Consider the following 17485-nt stretch of genomic DNA (forward strand, 5'->3'; position numbering starts at 1 on the left):
AGACAACCACGAGCTGATCGTAATGCCCTTTCGCGCGCTCCTTTTGACCGGTGCTTCATTTTTCTCGGCACTTCTTGCAACGACTGCCCCGGCTCATGCCTCTGCGACTGAGAGCGGAAAGACGGTGGCGGCCCATCCAGCAGTCAGGAATACTGACATGCCCGGTATCCGCTCCATGCTCTCTGAGCATACTGACTCCTGGCCCGAATCCATCACGGTCAGCGCCGCCCGTCGTCCGATCAAGGCTGACGAGATCGGCACGGCCATGACGATCATCACCGAACAGCAGATTCAGACGCAGCAACGGCGGTCCCTGTCAGATATTCTGGAAAGACAACCGGGCCTGAACGTGGTGCAGACCGGTGGAATGGGCGGCCTGACAGCCATCTTCATGCGCGGAAGCAATGCCAACGAGGTGAAGGTTCGTCTCGACGGCATGGATATGAACGACGGAAGCAATGCCACCGGCGCGTTCGATCCGGCGCAGTTCATGACGGACGGACTGGGACGGATCGAGATTCTTCGAGGCCCGCAGAGCGGCCTTTACGGCGCGGACGCCATGGCAGGCGTGATCGATATGACCACGGCGAAAGGGCAGGGACGTGTGAAGGCTTTCGCGCGCATGGAAGGTGGGTCTTACGGGACCTTCAATCAGGTGCTGGGTGCGCGGGGCAGCCTTGACCGTTTCCACTATAATGTCGAACTGTCGCACTACAGACAGGTCGGGTTCCACAGCATTCCCCGTTATATCGAACGGTATGCCAGCATCTTTTCCAATGTGACGAAAGAGCAGCGCGATCGGGGCAATACCTACGACAATCGCAGCGCGAATGTCCGTATGGACTACGATGTGACGGATAATTTTGATCTCGGTCTTACATCGCGTCTTATGCAGAGTAATTACCGTTCGTATGGTTCTTACGATATGCTGGATGAAGTCTACGGGGACGCCCAGCATGAACGCGAGCGGACGATCCAGAATGAGGCCGTTGTCCGTGGGACGGCGCATCTGCGATCCTGGGATGGCCTGTTCGATCAGGTGATCGGGCTGGGTTACATGACCAACTGGCGGAACTTCACCTATACCGGCACAGGTTCTGATGGAGGCGCGCGTCTCTATGATCCGAACTACTATCGTTCTTCACGTCTGAAGATTGACTGGCACGGTACGCTGGATCTCAAGAAATACGGTTCGTTTCTTGTGGGCGCCGAGCATTTCCACGAGACCTATTACGGTAACCAGAGCGACGGGACGGGAACGAATGACGCGCCTTACAGCGCCCGCGCCACCATGGATACGACAGCAGGCTACGGTCAGTATCAGGGAAACTGGAATCGGATTCTTTATGGTGCAGCCAATGTCCGTTATGATTCCAATTCCCGCTACGGACATTATGTGACATGGCGCGTGGCGCCTGCCATCCATATTCCCGGCACAGGAACCATCATCAAGGCCAGTGCGGGCAGCGGCTTTCACGGTCCGTCGCTCTATCAGCTTTTTGGAAAGCTGAATGGTAGCTACTACAATTATCAGGGAAATCAGAATCTAAGGGCCGAACGCCTGATCGGTTACGATGTGACTGTCGAGCAGAAACTGGCTCATGACCGGGTGCATTTTGGCGCGACATGGTATGAAAATCATGTCCGTAATCTGATTCAGTCAACGGCGACTTATTCCGCCTATACGTCAACATATTCTTACGCCAATGTGGATCGTGCCCGCATGTTCGGTGTCGAGGCGTTCCTGAACTGGAAAGCTCTCGATAATCTTGAGTTCAACCTCAACTACACCTGGACTCACGCGCGCGACACGACGGATGATCAGCCACTTCAGCGTCGCCCGCAGCATAAGTTCAATTTCAACACGACATGGAAGCCGGTCAAGGATCTCACCTTGTCTGGTAATATTCTTTATGTCAGTGGCTGGCGGGATTATCCGGTCTACGCGGCGAACGGCAGCTATTGTGTAATCTGTGCCAAAGGGCATGGCTATTTCACCATTGATCTGGCTGCCAGCTATCAGATCAACCGCTTCCTGACGGTTTTTGCTCGTGCCGACAACCTTCTGAACCGGCAGTTTGAAAATCCTGTTGGATATCTACAGCAGGGCCGGGCTGGTTATGGTGGCTTTACCCTGAGTTACTGAGGCGCGTTTTGCTGCAAATGGTGTGAGGCCGTGAAAGAGGCTGCCCGCAACGCGGGCAGCAGGCCGAGAAAGGACAATATGGAATTGTTTGTTTTGTATCACCTGTGTTTCCGGAAATCAGCCAGGTTACTCTGCCGGCATAACTGAAGTCGGTCGTGTGGTGGTATGCCCAACAGGAAATATCGAATCATAAGCCATATTAAATGCAAACGCATAAACCAGATAAAAGAGCGCGATCGACATGCTGAGCGAGAAGGCAAGCGTGATTGAGACGCCAAGATAAAGCGCAATCGCTGGAAGCAGGACAATCTGCAGTCCAGCCTCAAACAGCACTGTATGCAGAAGCCTTACAGTGATGGTTTTACTGGTTGCCCCCCTGAGGCGAAGCATGGCGTGGTCGAAAAGCAGATTATAGAGGTAATTCCACAGCATTGCGGTGAGAGCGCTGCCAATGCCGATCGCCCCCATGTCTGAAGCCTGCACCCCAAATAGAATACTGCCGCATGGAATTACGATGGCGAGCGCAACGCACTCAAACAGCAGGGCGTGACGGAGACGATCTGTGCCGGAACGCAGGGCTGCGGTGGATTGAATGGATTCGGTTGACATGCGGCGCAACCTATCTGATTTTTCGCTCAGAAAAAGTTAGAACCTATCTGTTTTTGAGATGGATTAGTGAGTATCTCTTTTGATCAGCTACAGGCGTTCGTAGAGGCTGCGGCCGCGGGTTCATTTTCCGCGGCTGCACGCCGGACAGGCAAAGCTCAGTCTGCAATCAGTACGCATGTCAGTAATCTGGAAGACGACCTTGGTATCCTGCTGTTCAACAGGGAGGGACGTGTTCCAGTTCTCACACCAGCAGGCCAGAGACTGCTTGAGGAGGCGCGTGTCGTTCTGGATCGGCGCGAGCATCTTGTAGGGCTGGCGCGCTCTCTGGAAGAAGGTGTGGAAAATCGTCTGGTTGTCGCCATTGATGAACTCTATCCGGAAAATGCCCTTGGGCCTATTTTTCAGGATTTTGCAGCACGCTTTCCTCATGTTGAACTGGAACTGCTGTTACCCCTGATGGAAGATGTGGGGCACATGGTGCAGGCCGGAACGGCTGATCTCGGGGTAATGTGGCAGCAGACTACCCCGCCTGTTGATCTCGCGTTTCGGACGATAGGACGAGTGCCGCTGCGGCTTGTCTGCGGGCGTAACCATCCCCTGGCTGAACAGCCTGTGGCCTGGGAGGAATTGAAACGCTACCGGCAGATTCTGGTGGCGTCACGCGGCAAGAAGCAGGACAGGGAGAGCCTGCGGATAGCCGCTGAAGTGTGGTGGGTTGAAAGTAACTGGCTTATTCTGGAAATGGTCAAACATGGCGTTGGCTGGGCTTTCATTTCAGATCACGTTCTGGCGTCATCTCCTGTGGCATCATATATTGTAGTTCCTGACTTGCAATTTGACGCAGGTCATCATCAGGTTCCTCTCTCTATAGTATGGCACAAGAAAAAAGTGCATGGTCCAGCAGCACTATGGTTAAGAGAGAGAATATATCAGGAAAAGAGTGTTTTTATCGTTGCTGACTGATGGTGTGTTTTTTTAAATCGAGAGTTTATGTTGAACTTTTTCTTCTATTTGGAGTTTTGGAGAGTGTTTTTCAGAAACGGATTTCCTTATAAAATGGCAATATTTTCAACGAATTGTTTGGAAATGAATTCTGGAGAGGCGTTTCTGATCAGAGTGATCGGCTGCGATAGTCTTACATATAGGTAATTTTACGCATTCCTTCCATGTGATCCGTTACCGTAACGTAATCATGTCGCCGGGTGATGGTTACGGCCATAAGGGGGTGTTCATGGGTGCGCGAGTGTCACGGTTATCATTGGACCGAAAAAAGAAATTACTTCGTTGTGGAAGTATCCTGTCAGCTTTTGCAACGCTGGGACTGATGGCGCCTGAGCGATCAAAGGCAGCGATGACCGTCAATTTTGGCAAGAATCAATACTTTACATTTGGTGTTGGTGTGAGAGGGCAGTATCTCACTAGGGATCCAGGAGCGACTCCAAGTAATTCCAGTGCCGCCAGTGCCTCAGATCTGCGTATCTACATGGGCGCCCAGTTCCATAAATACGTCAAGACGACTCTCAATCTTGAGCGTCTGAGAGATGGAAACTGGAATCTTCTGGATGGAATTCTTCAGGTTGAACCCTGGAAAGAATTTAATATCTGGTTTGGTCGGATGTTGCCGGGAAGTGATCGTTCCAACCTTGATGGTCCCTATTTTCTCAGCACGTATGCCTACCCCCTTGTTTCCCAGTATCCTGGAGCTTGGTCTGGTCGAGATGATGGCATCACGATCTGGGGAAAAACGCTGAAAGACCGTTTCCGCTACACCATTGGAATGTATCGGGGTCACAACTGGGTTAATGGTGGTTCGAATTATGGCGAACATCCTCTGTTCGCCGGGCGTATGGAATACAACTTTCTCGATCCGGAGCCTTCGCCCGCGTATTATACCGCCAGCACTTATTACGGTAAGGCTGACATCCTTGCGATTGGTCTTGCCGGACAATATGAGGTTGACGGTGTCGGAAGTGCCCAGCAAAAAGGCGATTACAAGGCCTGGAATGTTGACGGTCTTTTTGAAAAGAAGATCGGTAAAAATGCACGATATGGCGTTTATACTTTAGAGGGCGCCTACTATCAGTATTATACTGATGGCGTGAAAGATATTCCTGCCGGTTACGGTCAGCGTTCGCCAGACTATGGCAATGTCGGTGGAATCAATAACGGCACAGCCTTTCTGGCCAGTACGGCGTATCTCATTCCGTATAAACTGGGTTGGGGGCGCATCCAGCCTCTCGTACGTTATCAGCAGTTTCGTTTCAAAAGAGACCTTTACGGACCTGGACATCCGAAAACGACACAGTTCGATGCTGGAGCCAACTACGTGATGGACGGTCACAACCTTCGCTTTACGTTCGATTATGTGCGTTACCATCCTGCCAGTACACGTACCTCAAATGCTTTTCTTCTGGGTATGCAGTTTCAGTACTGATGCCGGGCAAATGGATGACATTATTGAGCCATTGGCTCACGAACGAAATGGCGGGGGATAATGGTATGATAACCTTGAAGCGAACGGTCCAGATTGGAGCTTTTATAATCGCTTCCTGTGCAGGAAACGATTTTGCCCTGGCTTCTCCGGCCTATGAGACGATGGATTGCCGTCATCTCTTTGCGGAAGATGTGCGGGTTTCCGATCGGATTATCTTGCTGCGGCAGAAGCTGTCGGATGCTGTATCAAGTGGTAAAGATACTGCCGATAATGGTTTTTTTGTAAAATTTGACCCCATTCAGGGAATTGGAATTATGAATGGCATAACTTTGTCACCAGAAGGAAAGCCTCTTGGTGATGAAGTTTCTGATGCAGCTATCGAGAAACAGACCCAACAACTGGCAGCAATCAAGCGGCAGGAAGTGCTGAAAGTCTGTCCGACCATGACCATGCCACTGTCAACGCAGAGCCGCCTGAAAGATGATCAGATGCGCGCGGCTCCTTGAAGAGGCCTGCTAAAGACAATTCTATAAGCCGGACTTGATGTTCCAGACGGAAGATTTGTCGATATCGGTTGTTTTCAAGGCATCCATGTGTGCAGCAAGCACGTATCAGGACCTTTGCGCCTGGAAGGGGTTATAGACCCCTTCACGTATTTATTTTACGGTGTGTCGTCATTTAAGCAGGATGATGATTGAGGCGAACTGCACGGCTGCGAGGAAAGTTGATTTCAGTTTGTCATAGTGGGGTGCGATAAATCGGAGCTGTTTGAGTTTATTGAAGAACTGCTCGACAAGGTTTCGTTCACGGTAGTGAGAAATCGGTTTTCCGTCGTGTCGTTCTGTTGTGTTTTGGCGGGATGACCGGGGTAATCCCGCGCTCTGCCAGTCGGTCGATCAGCCTGTCCGCATTATACGCCCTGTCGGTAAGGAAGGCATCCGGGGCGATGTTTTCCAGAAGCGGTTCGCCCGGGTGATATCGGCAGCCTGTCCGGGCGTGATAGCGAGTTCCACCGAATTGCCCAGAGCGGCGATGCACTTTTTTCCAGTCACCGAACCGGGCAGGAAGGTCACGCCACGGAATGCCCGCGCGGTAGCGATACAGTACGGCTTCCACAAACAGACGGTTGTCCACAGCCGTGCCGCCGACATGATCTTCACGGCCGGGAAGAAGATCCTTTATCCGCTCCCATTGATCATCGCGCAAACCGCAGCGTCGCATCCGTTTGTCTTCTCCAAAAACCGGGAAAACAGTCAGCACACGCAGACACAAAGTACAACATCTACGCGCCACACTCACGGTTTAAATGACGACACGCCGTAAGTCTCTTTGTAAAATTCGGGCAAAGCCTTGACAAGCATATTTACCTGCTGTGCAGGTGCTCTTTATCTGAAGGCGATATTTCGGAACTTTCCTGAACACAGTACCATCCGGATAGTTTTATGATTTCTCTTTGGCAGAGGACAGGCCGCCCTTGTCGCAAATGAACAGGGCGATTTCCTCAACTCCCTGACCCGAACGGATGTTCGTAAAGACAAAAGGTCGTTCACCACGCATGCGCTTGCTGTCGCGGTCCATGACGGACAGATCCGCTCCGACATACGGAGCAAGATCGATCTTGTTGATAACAAGAAGATCGCTTTTCGTAATGCCCGGCCCTCCCTTGCGGGGTATTTTATCACCCGCCGACACATCGATCACATAAATCGTCAGGTCGGCCAGTTCCGGGCTGAATGTGGCCGCCAGATTGTCTCCGCCACTTTCGACAAGAACAATATCGAGATTGGGAAATTTCCCGTTCAGTTCATCAATGCCGGACAGATTGATACTGGCGTCCTCACGAATGGCCGTGTGGGGGCAGCCACCGGTCTCGATCCCCATGATGCGTTCGGGGGGGAGTGATCCTGCGCGTGTCAGGAATTCCGCGTCTTCACGGGTATAGATGTCGTTGGTCAGAGCGGCAATATCGAAGTCATCGCGAAAACGCCGACAGAGCGCGTCCATGAGCGCCGTCTTGCCGGTGCCGACAGGGCCGCCGATACCAACGCGCAGTGGACCGTGATGTCTGTTTGTCATGTTCTGAATAACCTCGTTTCCTGAGTTTCATGGTGCATGGCTGCAAGATCCGAGCGGAAACACAGTCCTCCCGCATCTTCCAGCGTGAGGGATTGTGTTGTTGTCACGGTTGCTGCCATCCGGCCTTCAAGAGCGGAAAGCGCACGCAGCCCATCCGTCTGGCCGAGCGGGATCAGCCGCACCGCTGCCGAGACAAGGGCTGAAACCGCGACATGGGCGCAACCGAGGGCGGCCACATCTTCGTCAAATCCTGCGGCTTTCAGCGTTACGCCGTACATCACCGGCAGGGGCCAGCGAACGGCCAGTGTCGTGACGGAAGGAGGCAGGCAGTCCCACACTTTCACGGCCCGTAAAAATGCCTCGCCCTGTTTGACGGTTTCTTCAAACCGCTCGCGTGAGGATGAGAGCGCGCAGCCCTCCTGAGCTACTGAATACATTTCATCCAGTGTTTCCGCCCGCCACGCCGCCCGCAGGAGGATCATGTCGGTGTGCAGGCTGCCATATGTCAGAAGACTGTCGATCCATTCGACAAGTGTTACAACGCTGGTGACGTCACCGCACTCTATGGCCCACTCCAGTCCGTGGCTGTAAGCGAACCCACCGGTTGGAAAAGCCGGTGAAAGCCACGAGAGAAGTCTGGTGAGTTGTAGTGCGTGCATCATATCTCTGGCAGATGGTCAGTGATGGTGGTGATGCCCGTCGCCATGCTCATGACTGTGCTTGTGATCATGGGTGTGAGAATCTCCATGTCCAGAGGAATAAGCGCCTGTTTCCGGATCGAATGGCGCACGGACGGTATGAATGTGACCACCCAGCCCGCGCACCATGTCCGCAATCACGTGGTCATTGCGGATCAGGATACGTTTTTCCTCGATCATGGCAGGCAGATGCCGGTTTCCCAGATGCCAAGCCATACGCAGCAGATGCAGCGTGTCATGACCGGTCACTTCCAGCAGGTCTTCCTCCTGCGCTTCGACCCGCACCACACGTCCATCTTCCAGCAACAGCCCTTCTCCGGTGCGGAGCAGACGTGCGTGCTCCAGATCAAGCAGCATCCGCTCGCCTGAACGCAGGTCGAGCATCATGCGACGACGATGACGGCCTTCGTAATCGGCGGAAAAGACATCGCACTCACGCGAACGGTCCCAGCTTCCCGCTGGCAGGATTTCAGAACATCTCATGTCAGAACAGGAAATAACGCTGGGCCATGGGAAGGATCTCCGCTGGTTCACAGGTCAGAAGCACGCCGTCGGCGCGGACTTCATAGGTTTCAGGATCAACCTCGATCACCGGGGTCGCATCGTTGTGGATCATGCTCCGCTTGCCGATGCCGCCACGGGTGTTCGACACAGCCGACAGATGACGTCTGAGGCCGAGCTTATGGCCGATATCGTCTTCCAGCGCAGCCTGAGACACAAAGGTCACGCAGGTCGCGGCAAGAGAACCGCCGAGGCCGCCGAACATCATCCGGCCATGCACCGGCTGCGGGGTGGGGATGGAAGCATTTGGATCACCCATCATCGCGTAGACGATGGCCCCGCCTTTGACCACGAGATCAGGCTTTACACCAAAGAAAGCCGGATCCCACAGGACGAGATCAGCCAGTTTTCCAACCTCGACCGAACCGACCTCATGCGCCAGACCATGCGAAATGGCGGGATTGATCGTGTATTTCGCAATGTAGCGTTTGGCGCGATTGTTGTCCGCGTCGCCATCACCCGGCAGCGCGCCACGCTGGATCTTCATCTTGTGCGCGGTCTGCCATGTGCGGATGGAGACTTCGCCCACACGCCCCATCGCCTGACTGTCGGAGGACATCATCGACAGCACGCCCATGTCGTGAAAGATGTCTTCGGCAGCAATGGTTTCCCGACGGATGCGGCTTTCGGCGAAGGCGATATCTTCCGGCAGGCTCGGGTTCAGGTGATGGCACACCATGAGCATGTCGAGATGCTCATCCAGTGTGTTAATGGTGTAGGGGCGCGTGGGATTGGTGGAGGAGGGAAGGACGTTCGGCAGTCCCGCCACACGGATGATATCGGGCGCATGTCCGCCGCCCGCGCCCTCGGTATGGAAGGCATGGATTGTGCGGCCCTTGAAGGCGGCGATGGTGTCTTCGACGAAACCGCTTTCATTGAGCGTGTCGGTGTGGATCATCACCTGCACGTCCATCCGGTCGGCGACCGACAGGCAGCAGTCGATGGCGGCAGGCGTGGAGCCCCAGTCCTCGTGCAGTTTCAGGCAGCTTGCCCCGGCGCGCACCATCTCTTCCAGCGCCTCGGGACGGGAAGCATTGCCCTTGCCCGCGAAGGCCAGATTCACGGGAAGACCTTCCGCCGCCTGCAGCATCCGCGCCATGTGCCAGGGACCGGGCGTGCAGGTGGTCGCCGCCGTGCCGGTGGCAGGGCCGGTGCCGCCGCCGAGCATGGTGGTGATGCCGGATGACAGGGCCTCTTCGATCTGCTGCGGACAGATGTAATGAATGTGGCTGTCGATACCACCTGCCGTCAGGATTTTACCTTCACCGGCAATGACTTCCGTACCGGGACCGACAATGATGTTCACGCCGGGCTGAACATCCGGGTTGCCCGCCTTGCCGATGGCATGGATACGGCCGCCGACAAGCCCGACATCGGCTTTCACGATGCCCCAGTGATCGAGGATCACGGCGTTGGTGATGACGGTGTCCACAGCCCCTTCGGCGTTGGTGCGCTGGGATTGGCCCATGCCGTCACGGATGGTCTTGCCGCCACCGAATTTCACTTCCTCACCATAGATGGTGAAGTCTTTTTCAATCTCGACCACAATAGCCGTGTCGGCCAGCCGCAGACGGTCGCCCGTCGTCGGCCCATAGGTCATGGCGTAGTCAAAGCGGCTCAGTCTTGCCATCAGTCGATCTCCCCCATGACGTCACCCCGAAAGCCGATGGCGCGTCGTGCGCCCCGGAACGGCACAAGCGTGATTTCGCGTTCCTGTCCCGGCTCGAAACGCAGCGCGCCGCCCGATGGCACGTCCAGCCGCCAGCCAAGCGCCCTGTCGCGATCGAACTTCAGGGCCGGATTGGTTTCGGCAAAATGATAGTGGCTGCCGACCTGAATCGGACGGTCACCCGTGTTGGTAACCAGCAGCGTCAGGCGTTCCGCACCCTCATTCAGTTCGATGTCGCCCGCTTTGGGGAAAATCTCGCCGGGGACGCCACCGGGGGGGAGGGGGTCAGCGTATCGGGTCATGAACCGTCACCAGTTTTGTGCCATCGGGGAAGGTCGCTTCGACCTGAACATCGTGGATCATCTCGGCGACGCCCTGCATCACCTGATCGCGTGTGATGACATGCGCGCCGCGTTCCATCAGATCGGCCACGCTCGCACCGTCTCGTGCGCCTTCGACCACGAAATCCGTGATGAGCGCGATCGCTTCCGGGTAATTCAGCCTGACCCCCCGTTTCAGCCGCTTTCGGGCGACGATGGCCGCCATGGCCACCAGCAGCTTGTCTTTTTCCCGAGGCGTCAGTTTCATGACCCGAATGCTCCCTTGTCCAGCCTACGGCGCGTCGGCCACCGTTCTTTCATGTGATCCTGCCTTATCATGTGCGCCACGTCACCGGATCGCCCTGTCCCTCTCTCAGAATGGAGAGCAACTGCCGCGAAAGCCTCGATATGGCGAGACTGCTGTTTCCAAGCGCACGGAGCACCAGCATGCCGTTCCATGCCGATGCGGCGGCTTCCACGGTATCGCCCTTTCCGCCAAGCGCAGCCCGTACGGGATGTAACCATCTTTCGGCATCCGGCGCGACCAGCCACAGGGTCAGCATCACCGTCCGTCCGGCGGCGACAGCTTTCTGCTCCAGAAGGCGTGCGAGCGATCCTTCCGCGATCAGCGACTCTACCCAGAGCAATTCGTCAGCCCGTTTGACCCGCAGACGATCCCGCAGACGGATGCTCTCGACCGTCTCATCGGAACCTGAACGCCCGAAAACCCGTGTCTCGCAGCCAAGAAAGGTCGCGTCTCCGGCCATTTCGACTTCCAGCAGACGGGATGCCGCGCTGCGATCGAAAAAGATCGTCTCCAGAGGCAGCCAGTCCAGTCGTGCTCCTGTTTCAACCTGACAACGTGCTTCGATCCGGGCTGGCGTATCTTCATCCCGTGCCTTGTAGATGCGCTCCGCCGCCTGTGTCGTAACGGTCAGGTAACTTCCTGCGCGACAGACAATGGCGCCGCTGATCCGATCTCCCGCCGCTATGCCGCCGGAGACATTGACCAGCACGGCTTCCGGTGTGCCTTGGGGGCGGCGCGGCATCAGGATACGGCAACAGCCCTGCTGTCGCAGCTCTGCGATCCGTGTGGCATGCCCGGAGAGGCGTACATCCAGTCCGTAGAGTCCGACGGCCCGTTCAAGAAGAACCGGGGAAGCCATTTCTTTCGGATCAGGCATGATACTGTGGGCGATTGGCGGTGCGAGTATCCATACCTTGCATGCAGCATAGAAAGATCCGTTTTGCCAGTTCTGCAATGGAGGAAAATACGTAGTTCAGGCGGTTTGATATTGTTTGACTTTGCCCCGAACGTGACCTCAGTTTTGAGTTGGGGTCATCGTGACGCATAGCGTCAGGTCTCTGGATCCAGACCCATCAGCCGACAGGCGCGCCGCTACGAGTAATCTCGCTCCGTAATCGCCGAGGTCGTGGTTTCCCGCCGCAAACCGGGCGTTACAAATTTTTTGCCAGAAGCCGCTTCAGCTTCGCGTTCTTCTCTTCAGGTGCCCTGAACTGCCGTGCCTCCGATACCTCCATGCCACCGTATTTCGACCGCCATGTGTAGAACGTCGCATCGCTGATCCCGTGCTTGCGGCACGGATCGGCCGCTGATGCACCCGCCTGATGCTCTTTCAGGATAGCGCCATTCCTCCAGCCAGAACCGGAAAAAGGGAATCACAGTCCAGGCATCAATACAAAGAGGTTGCCACAGCCCTCCAGGTTCTCATCTGATGTCTGGCCAGTTCGCCGAGCGTGCATCAGTGTTCGCCTTGACCATCCCGCCAATCCGGGAGACACCCCTCTGCACCTGACATATTCTCTGGAGGCTCGTCCCATGACCGACATCCGCGCCCGCATCGCCGACGAAACCAAGACCGCCATGAAGGCCGGCCAGAAAGAGCGTGTCATGACCCTCCGCATGATCGGTGCGAAGATCAAGGACGCTGACATCGCCGCACGCGGGCAGGGCAAGGACGCCCTCGCGGATGACGACATCACCTCCACGTTGCGGGGCATGGTCAAATCCCGTCAGGAATCCGTAAAACTGTATCGCGACGGGGATCGCGAAGAGCTTGCGGCCAAGGAAGAAGCGGAAATCGAAGTCATCCGTGAATTCCTGCCGCCGGAAATGGACGAAGCGGCTCTCGAAGCTGCTGTCAAAGCTGCTGTCTCCGAGACCGGCGCGGCCACCATGAAGGACATGGGCAAGGTCATGGGCGCTCTTAAAACGAAATTCGGCGCATCCCTCGATCTCGGTCGCGCAAACGGTCTCGTCAAGGCCGCTCTCTCCGCCTAAATCATGGTTGTATGAGCCTTGATGCCGCCTTCCTCGACGAACTCCGCGCGAGAACCCCGCTCGCGCCCCTGATCGGACGTCGCGTCAAGCTCACGCGCTCAGGACGCAACTGGAAGGGGTGCTGCCCCTTCCACGGCGAGAAAACCCCGTCTTTCTACGTCTACGATGACCATTTCCACTGCTTCGGGTGCGGTGCGCACGGCGACGCCATCTCTTTCGTCATGCAGATCGAAGGAAAAGCTTTCCCTGAGGCCGTGGATACCCTCGCCGCCGAAGCCGGGCTCACTGTGCCCAGGCCCAGTCCTCAGGCGCGTGAGGAGGCGGCCCGTCAGAGAACCCTCGGCGACGTGCTCGAAGCCGCCCAGCGCATCTACACCCACGACCTGCATCAGCCTGCCGGACGCCCGGGCCTCGACTACCTCCGTCGACGCGGCCTTACCGATGAGACCATCGCCGCCTTCGGCCTCGGCTGGGCCAGCGATCGCCGCAACGCGCTGGTGGATGCTCTCAAGCCCCACGGCATCACACCCGAAGCCATGGCGGAAGCCGGACTCATGCGCTTTGACGAGCAGGGGCATCCCAAAGGCGAACTGTTCTGGAACCGCGTGACATTCCCTATCCGGGACCGGCGCGGCGACCTCGTCTCCTTCGGCGGTCGCATTCTCGGCGACGGACAGCCCAAATACCTCAACGGCCCCGAAACCGCGCTCTATTCCAAACGCCGTCTCCTGTTCGGTTTCGACCGCGCCCGTCCGGCCTTGCGCGCCGCCCGTCCCAAGGGCGCGCCACCAGTCGAGGCTCTGGTCGTCGAAGGCTATATGGACGTGATCGCGTTGCATCAGGCAGGTTTCACGGGCGCGGTGGCCCCGCTTGGGACCGCCATGACGCCCGAGCAACTCGAAATCCTCTGGCAGGCCACTTCATCCCCCATTCTCTGCTTCGACGGTGATGCCGCCGGTCGTCGGGCCGCCATTCGCGCCGCCGAAACCGCGCTACCCCTCATCTCCGCCGAACGCGGCCTGCGGATATGCCTCCTCCCCGAAGGTGAGGACCCCGACAGTCTGCTCCAGCATCGTGGCCGTGAGGCTGTCGCCACTCTCTTCGATCAGGCGCGTCCGTTGGCGGAGATGCTCTTCGATCTGCTCGCGGAAGGAACGCCAGCGCAGCCGACTCCCGAGCAGCGGGCTGCTCTCCGTGGCCGCCTCACGCAGGCCGCTGCGAAGATCGAGGACAAGACCCTTGGTTCCGAATACCGCTCCTCCTTGCTGGACAGGTTCTTTCAGACCTATCGGCAGAAGCGCCCGTCGTATGGCGGCGGCAAAGCATATGGCGGAGGCAGGTCAGGGAAGGCCGGTCCCGCTCTTCCTGACATCAGTCTCGGAGCACGGGCAGAGATACCTTTCAGTGGCGATCGGGGAAGTCTGGAGAAGCTGACCGATCTGGTGCTGCGTTATCCCTGGCTGGCCGAGCATGTCGGGGATGCCTGGTGTCGCCTGGCGCTCCCGGAGGATCTCACTGATCTGCGGTCTGCGATCATGATGTTTGTGGAGGAAGATCTGGATGCTGAAGGGCGATTCCATCCGGAAGACATGCATGTAAGGCTGATGCAGGTTCTGGCGATTCAGGGGCTCAGCGAGAAAGCGGACGTTGTGATCAGGGCTTCCTGCAGCCCGACAGCAGAACGCCGGCCAGATCCCGCAACGTCCGATGAGTCGCCCGAAATGCAATGGTGGCATTTCTATGCTAACGTGAATCGAGCGGAATTTGAGGCTGATGTCGTGCGGGATACCGAGGCCTGGACAAGAAATGGTATGGACCCTGAAGAATGGGACAGGCTGAAATCCCGAATCGATGCGCTCTCCGGATTGCGTCGGATGGAGGACGGGTCCAGTTGAAAAATCGTGCGTTACGGATACAACGCACAGACAACTTGCCTGTTTGTTGGTGAAGTAGCCTTGACTTCCGGGGTTGGATCGACCACCTCCACGCTGCCTTATTCTTTATGTATGCATTGAGCTGCCTTGTCTTCCTTCTTCAGGGAGCGAGCAGAGGGAGACTATCCAGGGATGGCGACTAAGACTGCAGCCGGGACGACCCCAACGTCTGGTGAACAGGACGGAGATAACGCACTCCTCGACACCCGCTCCGGCGCCGTTAAACGTCTGATAGCCAAGGGCCGTGAGCGTGGGTACATCACGTTCGATGAACTGAATGCGGTTCTCCCGCAGGATCAGATGTCTTCCGAGCAGATCGAGGATGTCATGGCCATTCTCTCTGAGATGGGCATCCAGGTCGTGGAAAACGAAGACAACGACGAAACCGATACAGCGGCTGAAAAGCCTGCTGAAGGTGAGGAAGAGGAAGAGGAAGAGGAGGCCGAAGCCGAGACTGAGGCTGGAGCCGAAAGCGCTACCGGAAATGTCAGCGAAAATCTTGGTCGCACGGATGATCCGGTCCGGATGTATCTGCGTGAGATGGGATCGGTGGAGCTCCTCTCCCGTGAAGGCGAAATCGCCATCGCCAAGCGCATCGAGGCCGGTCGGGATGAGATGATCGGTGGCCTCTGCGAGAGCCCGCTGACTTTCCGCGCCATTATCTCCTGGCATGAGCGCCTCAAGGTCGGCGACATGCTGCTGCGCGACATTGTCGATCTTGAAGCCATGCAGGCCGACCAGAACGGCCCGGAAGGCGTGCCTGCCGAGGGTGAGGACGGCGAAGAGAACAGCGAAGACGACGCGGAAGAGACGGAAGAGGCAGAGGAAGCCGATGGCGCCGAAGGGGAGGGCAGTGGTCTTTCCCTGTCAGCTCTTGAAGAGAAGCTGAAGCCCGACATTCTCATACAGTTCGACGAGATCGAGCCGCTCTATGAAAAACTGCAGAAGATGCAGAACAAGCGTCTTGATGCGCTCGTTGCCGGTGAAGAGACCACCGACAGGATCGAAGCTGACTATCAGGCGCTGCGGCTGGAACTGGTGGCGAAGGTTGAGCAGGTTCATCTGCACAACAACCGGATCGAAGAGTTGGTCATGCAGCTCAAGGAGCTGTTCCAGAGCCTGAACGCCTTTGAAGGCAGAATGCTCCGGTTGGCGGAAAGCTGCAAAGTTTCCCGTGACGACTTCCTGCTGAAATATCGTGGGCACGAGCTTGAGCCGGGCTGGATGGACATGATCACGACGCTTCCGGGCAAGGGCTGGAAAAACCTTGTCACGAAGCACACCGACACCATGAATGACCTGCGGACGCAGGTTGCCGAACTGGCGCAGGACACCGGTCTGTCTGTTGGTGAGTTCCGTCGCGTCTATGCCACTGTCGCCCGTGGCGAGCGTGATTCAGCCCGCGCCAAGAAAGAGATGATCGAGGCCAACCTGCGTCTCGTGATCTCCATCGCGAAGAAATACACCAACCGTGGTCTTCAGTTCCTCGACCTGATTCAGGAAGGCAATATCGGCCTGATGAAGGCGGTGGACAAGTTCGAGTATCGTCGCGGCTACAAGTTCTCCACATATGCGACATGGTGGATCCGTCAGGCCATCACGCGGTCCATTGCGGATCAGGCGCGCACGATCCGTATTCCGGTGCATATGATCGAGACGATCAACAAGCTGGTTCGCACGTCGCGTCAGATGCTGCATGAGATCGGTCGTGAGCCTGCGCCGGAAGAGCTGGCTGAGAAGCTGGGTATGCCGCTGGAGAAGGTTCGCAAGGTTCTCAAGATCGCCAAGGAGCCTATCTCCCTCGAAACACCGATCGGTGACGAGGAAGACAGCCATCTCGGTGACTTCATCGAGGACAAGACGGCCATCATCCCGCTGGACGCCGCCATCCAGACCAATCTGCGTGAAGCGACGACCCGCGTGCTCGCCTCTCTCACCCCGCGTGAAGAGCGTGTCCTGCGTATGCGCTTCGGTATCGGCATGAACACCGATCACACGCTGGAAGAAGTCGGGCAGCAGTTCAACGTGACCCGTGAACGTATCCGTCAGATCGAAGCGAAGGCGCTGCGCAAGCTCAAGCATCCAAGCCGTAGCCGCAAACTTCGGTCCTTCCTCGACGACAACTGAGGCCATGGAGCCTGTTGATCGGGTTGTGGTGGACGTCACCTTTCTGGAGATGATCCACCCCCCGAGGTTTTCTGCGCAGTCTCTGCCACCGGGTTTCCGGATCGAACAGGAGCATGTGCCGACTGTAGCGTTGTATCGCTGGTTACATACGGAAATAGGCGGGAAGCATTGCTGGTGGATGCGTCGGGTTAAATCCGACGAAGAACTGGCGGCTATTCTTGCCGAGCCGAGGCGATCACTCTTTCTGTTGAAAGAGAATGGTGCCGTCCGTGGTTTCTTCGAGTTTGAACTGCACCCCCACAAGACAGTCAATCTCGCTTATTTCGGTCTCGTGCCGAGTATGATCGGCAGGGGAATAGGACGCGTCTTTCTCGCGCAGGTCATTGAAATGGCATGGTCTGCGAACCCGCTTCGCGTGACGGTCAATACATGCACGGCAGATCACCGCAGGGCCCTCCCTTCCTATCTGGCGATCGGCTTTCGCGTGCTGGGCGTCGTGCGGGAAGAGTGGGATATCCCCGTTCGTCTGGGATTGCCCGTGCCGGAGCACCTCGCCAGACTCTGAGGGGCTGCCTGTCGGGCCGTCTGTCCGCATGATGGAAAAGCTGG

At 56.7% G+C, this 17485-nt stretch carries 16 protein-coding genes and 2 pseudogenes; 8 read left to right on the forward strand and 10 right to left on the reverse strand.

Annotation, left to right across the window (positions count from 1 at the left end; translation table 11 throughout):
• The first annotated feature begins 157 nt into the window (after positions 1-157).
• Positions 158-2146 carry a TonB-dependent receptor plug domain-containing protein gene (locus tag A0U92_RS05205; RefSeq protein ID WP_408736099.1) on the forward strand — a complete coding sequence of 663 codons (1989 nt, stop codon included), beginning with the start codon at positions 158-160 and terminating at the stop codon, positions 2144-2146.
• 126 nt (positions 2147-2272) lie between these two features.
• Here A0U92_RS05205 and A0U92_RS05210 read toward each other — a convergent pair whose 3' ends face one another.
• Entirely contained in the window at positions 2273-2755 is a 483-nt protein-coding gene (locus tag A0U92_RS05210; RefSeq protein ID WP_077812309.1) for a PACE efflux transporter, read from the reverse strand.
• Positions 2756-2821: 66 nt separating this feature from the next.
• Between A0U92_RS05210 and A0U92_RS05215 the strand changes: the two genes are divergently transcribed.
• The 3 genes from A0U92_RS05215 to A0U92_RS05225 all read left to right on the forward strand — a co-directional run bounded on the left by A0U92_RS05215 (position 2822) and on the right by A0U92_RS05225 (position 5695).
• On the forward strand, positions 2822-3718 hold the full coding sequence (locus A0U92_RS05215) for a LysR family transcriptional regulator (protein ID WP_077812310.1): 897 nt from the start codon (positions 2822-2824) through the stop codon (positions 3716-3718).
• Positions 3719-4079: 361 nt separating this feature from the next.
• Complete coding sequence (locus tag A0U92_RS05220) at positions 4080-5189, forward strand: porin (protein ID WP_077812311.1); 1110 nt, start codon at positions 4080-4082, stop codon at positions 5187-5189.
• Between the two features lie 14 nt (positions 5190-5203).
• Positions 5204-5695, forward strand: coding sequence for a hypothetical protein (locus tag A0U92_RS05225; RefSeq protein WP_236748282.1), 492 nt, complete (start codon positions 5204-5206; stop codon positions 5693-5695).
• Positions 5696-5863: 168 nt separating this feature from the next.
• On the opposite strand, the pseudogene A0U92_RS05230 reads toward A0U92_RS05225, so the two are convergent.
• The 9 genes and pseudogenes from A0U92_RS05230 to A0U92_RS18215 all read right to left on the reverse strand — a co-directional run.
• Positions 5864-6410: pseudogene (locus A0U92_RS05230) on the reverse strand (transposase).
• A gap of 219 nt (positions 6411-6629) precedes the next feature.
• Positions 6630-7265, reverse strand: coding sequence for an urease accessory protein UreG (ureG, locus tag A0U92_RS05235; RefSeq protein ID WP_077812312.1), 636 nt, complete (start codon positions 7263-7265; stop codon positions 6630-6632).
• Positions 7262-7927, reverse strand: a complete 666-nt coding sequence (locus A0U92_RS05240) for an urease accessory protein UreF (RefSeq protein ID WP_077812313.1) — start codon at positions 7925-7927, stop codon at positions 7262-7264. Before A0U92_RS05240 ends, ureG begins: the two co-directional genes overlap by 4 nt.
• A gap of 15 nt (positions 7928-7942) precedes the next feature.
• A complete protein-coding gene (locus A0U92_RS05245; protein ID WP_077812314.1) occupies positions 7943-8446 on the reverse strand; it encodes an urease accessory protein UreE in 504 nt (167 codons plus the stop codon).
• Position 8447: 1 nt separating this feature from the next.
• Positions 8448-10154, reverse strand: a complete 1707-nt coding sequence (gene ureC / locus A0U92_RS05250; RefSeq protein WP_077812315.1) for an urease subunit alpha — start codon at positions 10152-10154, stop codon at positions 8448-8450.
• Positions 10154-10495 carry an urease subunit beta gene (locus A0U92_RS05255; RefSeq protein WP_077812316.1) on the reverse strand — a complete coding sequence of 114 codons (342 nt, stop codon included), beginning with the start codon at positions 10493-10495 and terminating at the stop codon, positions 10154-10156. The genes ureC and A0U92_RS05255 overlap by 1 nt, the downstream gene beginning before the upstream one ends.
• On the reverse strand, positions 10479-10781 hold the full coding sequence (locus tag A0U92_RS05260; protein WP_077812317.1) for an urease subunit gamma: 303 nt from the start codon (positions 10779-10781) through the stop codon (positions 10479-10481). The genes A0U92_RS05255 and A0U92_RS05260 overlap by 17 nt, the downstream gene beginning before the upstream one ends.
• Positions 10782-10848: 67 nt before the next feature.
• Positions 10849-11679 (reverse strand): urease accessory protein UreD, encoded by an 831-nt coding sequence (locus A0U92_RS05265; RefSeq protein ID WP_077814263.1) that lies wholly within the window; start codon positions 11677-11679, stop codon positions 10849-10851.
• Between the two features lie 295 nt (positions 11680-11974).
• Positions 11975-12157: pseudogene (locus tag A0U92_RS18215) on the reverse strand (transposase); the annotation flags it as partial.
• Between the two features lie 196 nt (positions 12158-12353).
• On the opposite strand from A0U92_RS18215, the gene A0U92_RS05275 reads away from it, so the two are divergent.
• The 4 genes from A0U92_RS05275 (at position 12354) to A0U92_RS05290 (ending at position 17441) form a co-directional block, all read left to right on the forward strand.
• Complete coding sequence (locus A0U92_RS05275; protein WP_077812319.1) at positions 12354-12815, forward strand: GatB/YqeY domain-containing protein; 462 nt, start codon at positions 12354-12356, stop codon at positions 12813-12815.
• Positions 12816-12826: 11 nt separating this feature from the next.
• Entirely contained in the window at positions 12827-14710 is a 1884-nt protein-coding gene (gene dnaG / locus A0U92_RS05280; RefSeq protein ID WP_077812320.1) for a DNA primase, read from the forward strand.
• 171 nt (positions 14711-14881) lie between these two features.
• Complete coding sequence (gene rpoD, locus A0U92_RS05285) at positions 14882-16876, forward strand: RNA polymerase sigma factor RpoD (protein ID WP_077812321.1); 1995 nt, start codon at positions 14882-14884, stop codon at positions 16874-16876.
• A gap of 4 nt (positions 16877-16880) precedes the next feature.
• Positions 16881-17441 carry a GNAT family N-acetyltransferase gene (locus tag A0U92_RS05290; protein WP_077812322.1) on the forward strand — a complete coding sequence of 187 codons (561 nt, stop codon included), beginning with the start codon at positions 16881-16883 and terminating at the stop codon, positions 17439-17441.
• Positions 17442-17485: the final 44 nt, after the last annotated feature.

Origin of the sequence: Acetobacter aceti (assembly GCF_002005445.1) — a bacterium.
In the GTDB taxonomy this organism is placed as follows: domain Bacteria; phylum Pseudomonadota; class Alphaproteobacteria; order Acetobacterales; family Acetobacteraceae; genus Acetobacter; species Acetobacter aceti_B.

Coding starts and splice junctions, on each gene's coding strand:
- A0U92_RS05275 (WP_077812319.1), top strand. CDS start 12,354: ATGACCGACATCCGCGCCCGCATCGCCGACGAAACCAAGACCGCCATG.
- rpoD (WP_077812321.1), top strand. CDS start 14,882: ATGGCGACTAAGACTGCAGCCGGGACGACCCCAACGTCTGGTGAACAG.
- A0U92_RS05265 (WP_077814263.1), bottom strand. CDS start 11,679: ATGGCTTCCCCGGTTCTTCTTGAACGGGCCGTCGGACTCTACGGACTG.
- A0U92_RS05205 (WP_408736099.1), top strand. CDS start 158: ATGCCCGGTATCCGCTCCATGCTCTCTGAGCATACTGACTCCTGGCCC.
- dnaG (WP_077812320.1), top strand. CDS start 12,827: ATGAGCCTTGATGCCGCCTTCCTCGACGAACTCCGCGCGAGAACCCCG.
- A0U92_RS05255 (WP_077812316.1), bottom strand. CDS start 10,495: ATGACCCGATACGCTGACCCCCTCCCCCCCGGTGGCGTCCCCGGCGAG.
- A0U92_RS05225 (WP_236748282.1), top strand. CDS start 5,204: ATGACATTATTGAGCCATTGGCTCACGAACGAAATGGCGGGGGATAAT.
- A0U92_RS05220 (WP_077812311.1), top strand. CDS start 4,080: ATGGCGCCTGAGCGATCAAAGGCAGCGATGACCGTCAATTTTGGCAAG.
- ureC (WP_077812315.1), bottom strand. CDS start 10,154: ATGGCAAGACTGAGCCGCTTTGACTACGCCATGACCTATGGGCCGACG.
- A0U92_RS05260 (WP_077812317.1), bottom strand. CDS start 10,781: ATGAAACTGACGCCTCGGGAAAAAGACAAGCTGCTGGTGGCCATGGCG.
- A0U92_RS05240 (WP_077812313.1), bottom strand. CDS start 7,927: ATGATGCACGCACTACAACTCACCAGACTTCTCTCGTGGCTTTCACCG.
- A0U92_RS05290 (WP_077812322.1), top strand. CDS start 16,881: ATGGAGCCTGTTGATCGGGTTGTGGTGGACGTCACCTTTCTGGAGATG.
- A0U92_RS05210 (WP_077812309.1), bottom strand. CDS start 2,755: ATGTCAACCGAATCCATTCAATCCACCGCAGCCCTGCGTTCCGGCACA.
- ureG (WP_077812312.1), bottom strand. CDS start 7,265: ATGACAAACAGACATCACGGTCCACTGCGCGTTGGTATCGGCGGCCCT.
- A0U92_RS05245 (WP_077812314.1), bottom strand. CDS start 8,446: ATGAGATGTTCTGAAATCCTGCCAGCGGGAAGCTGGGACCGTTCGCGT.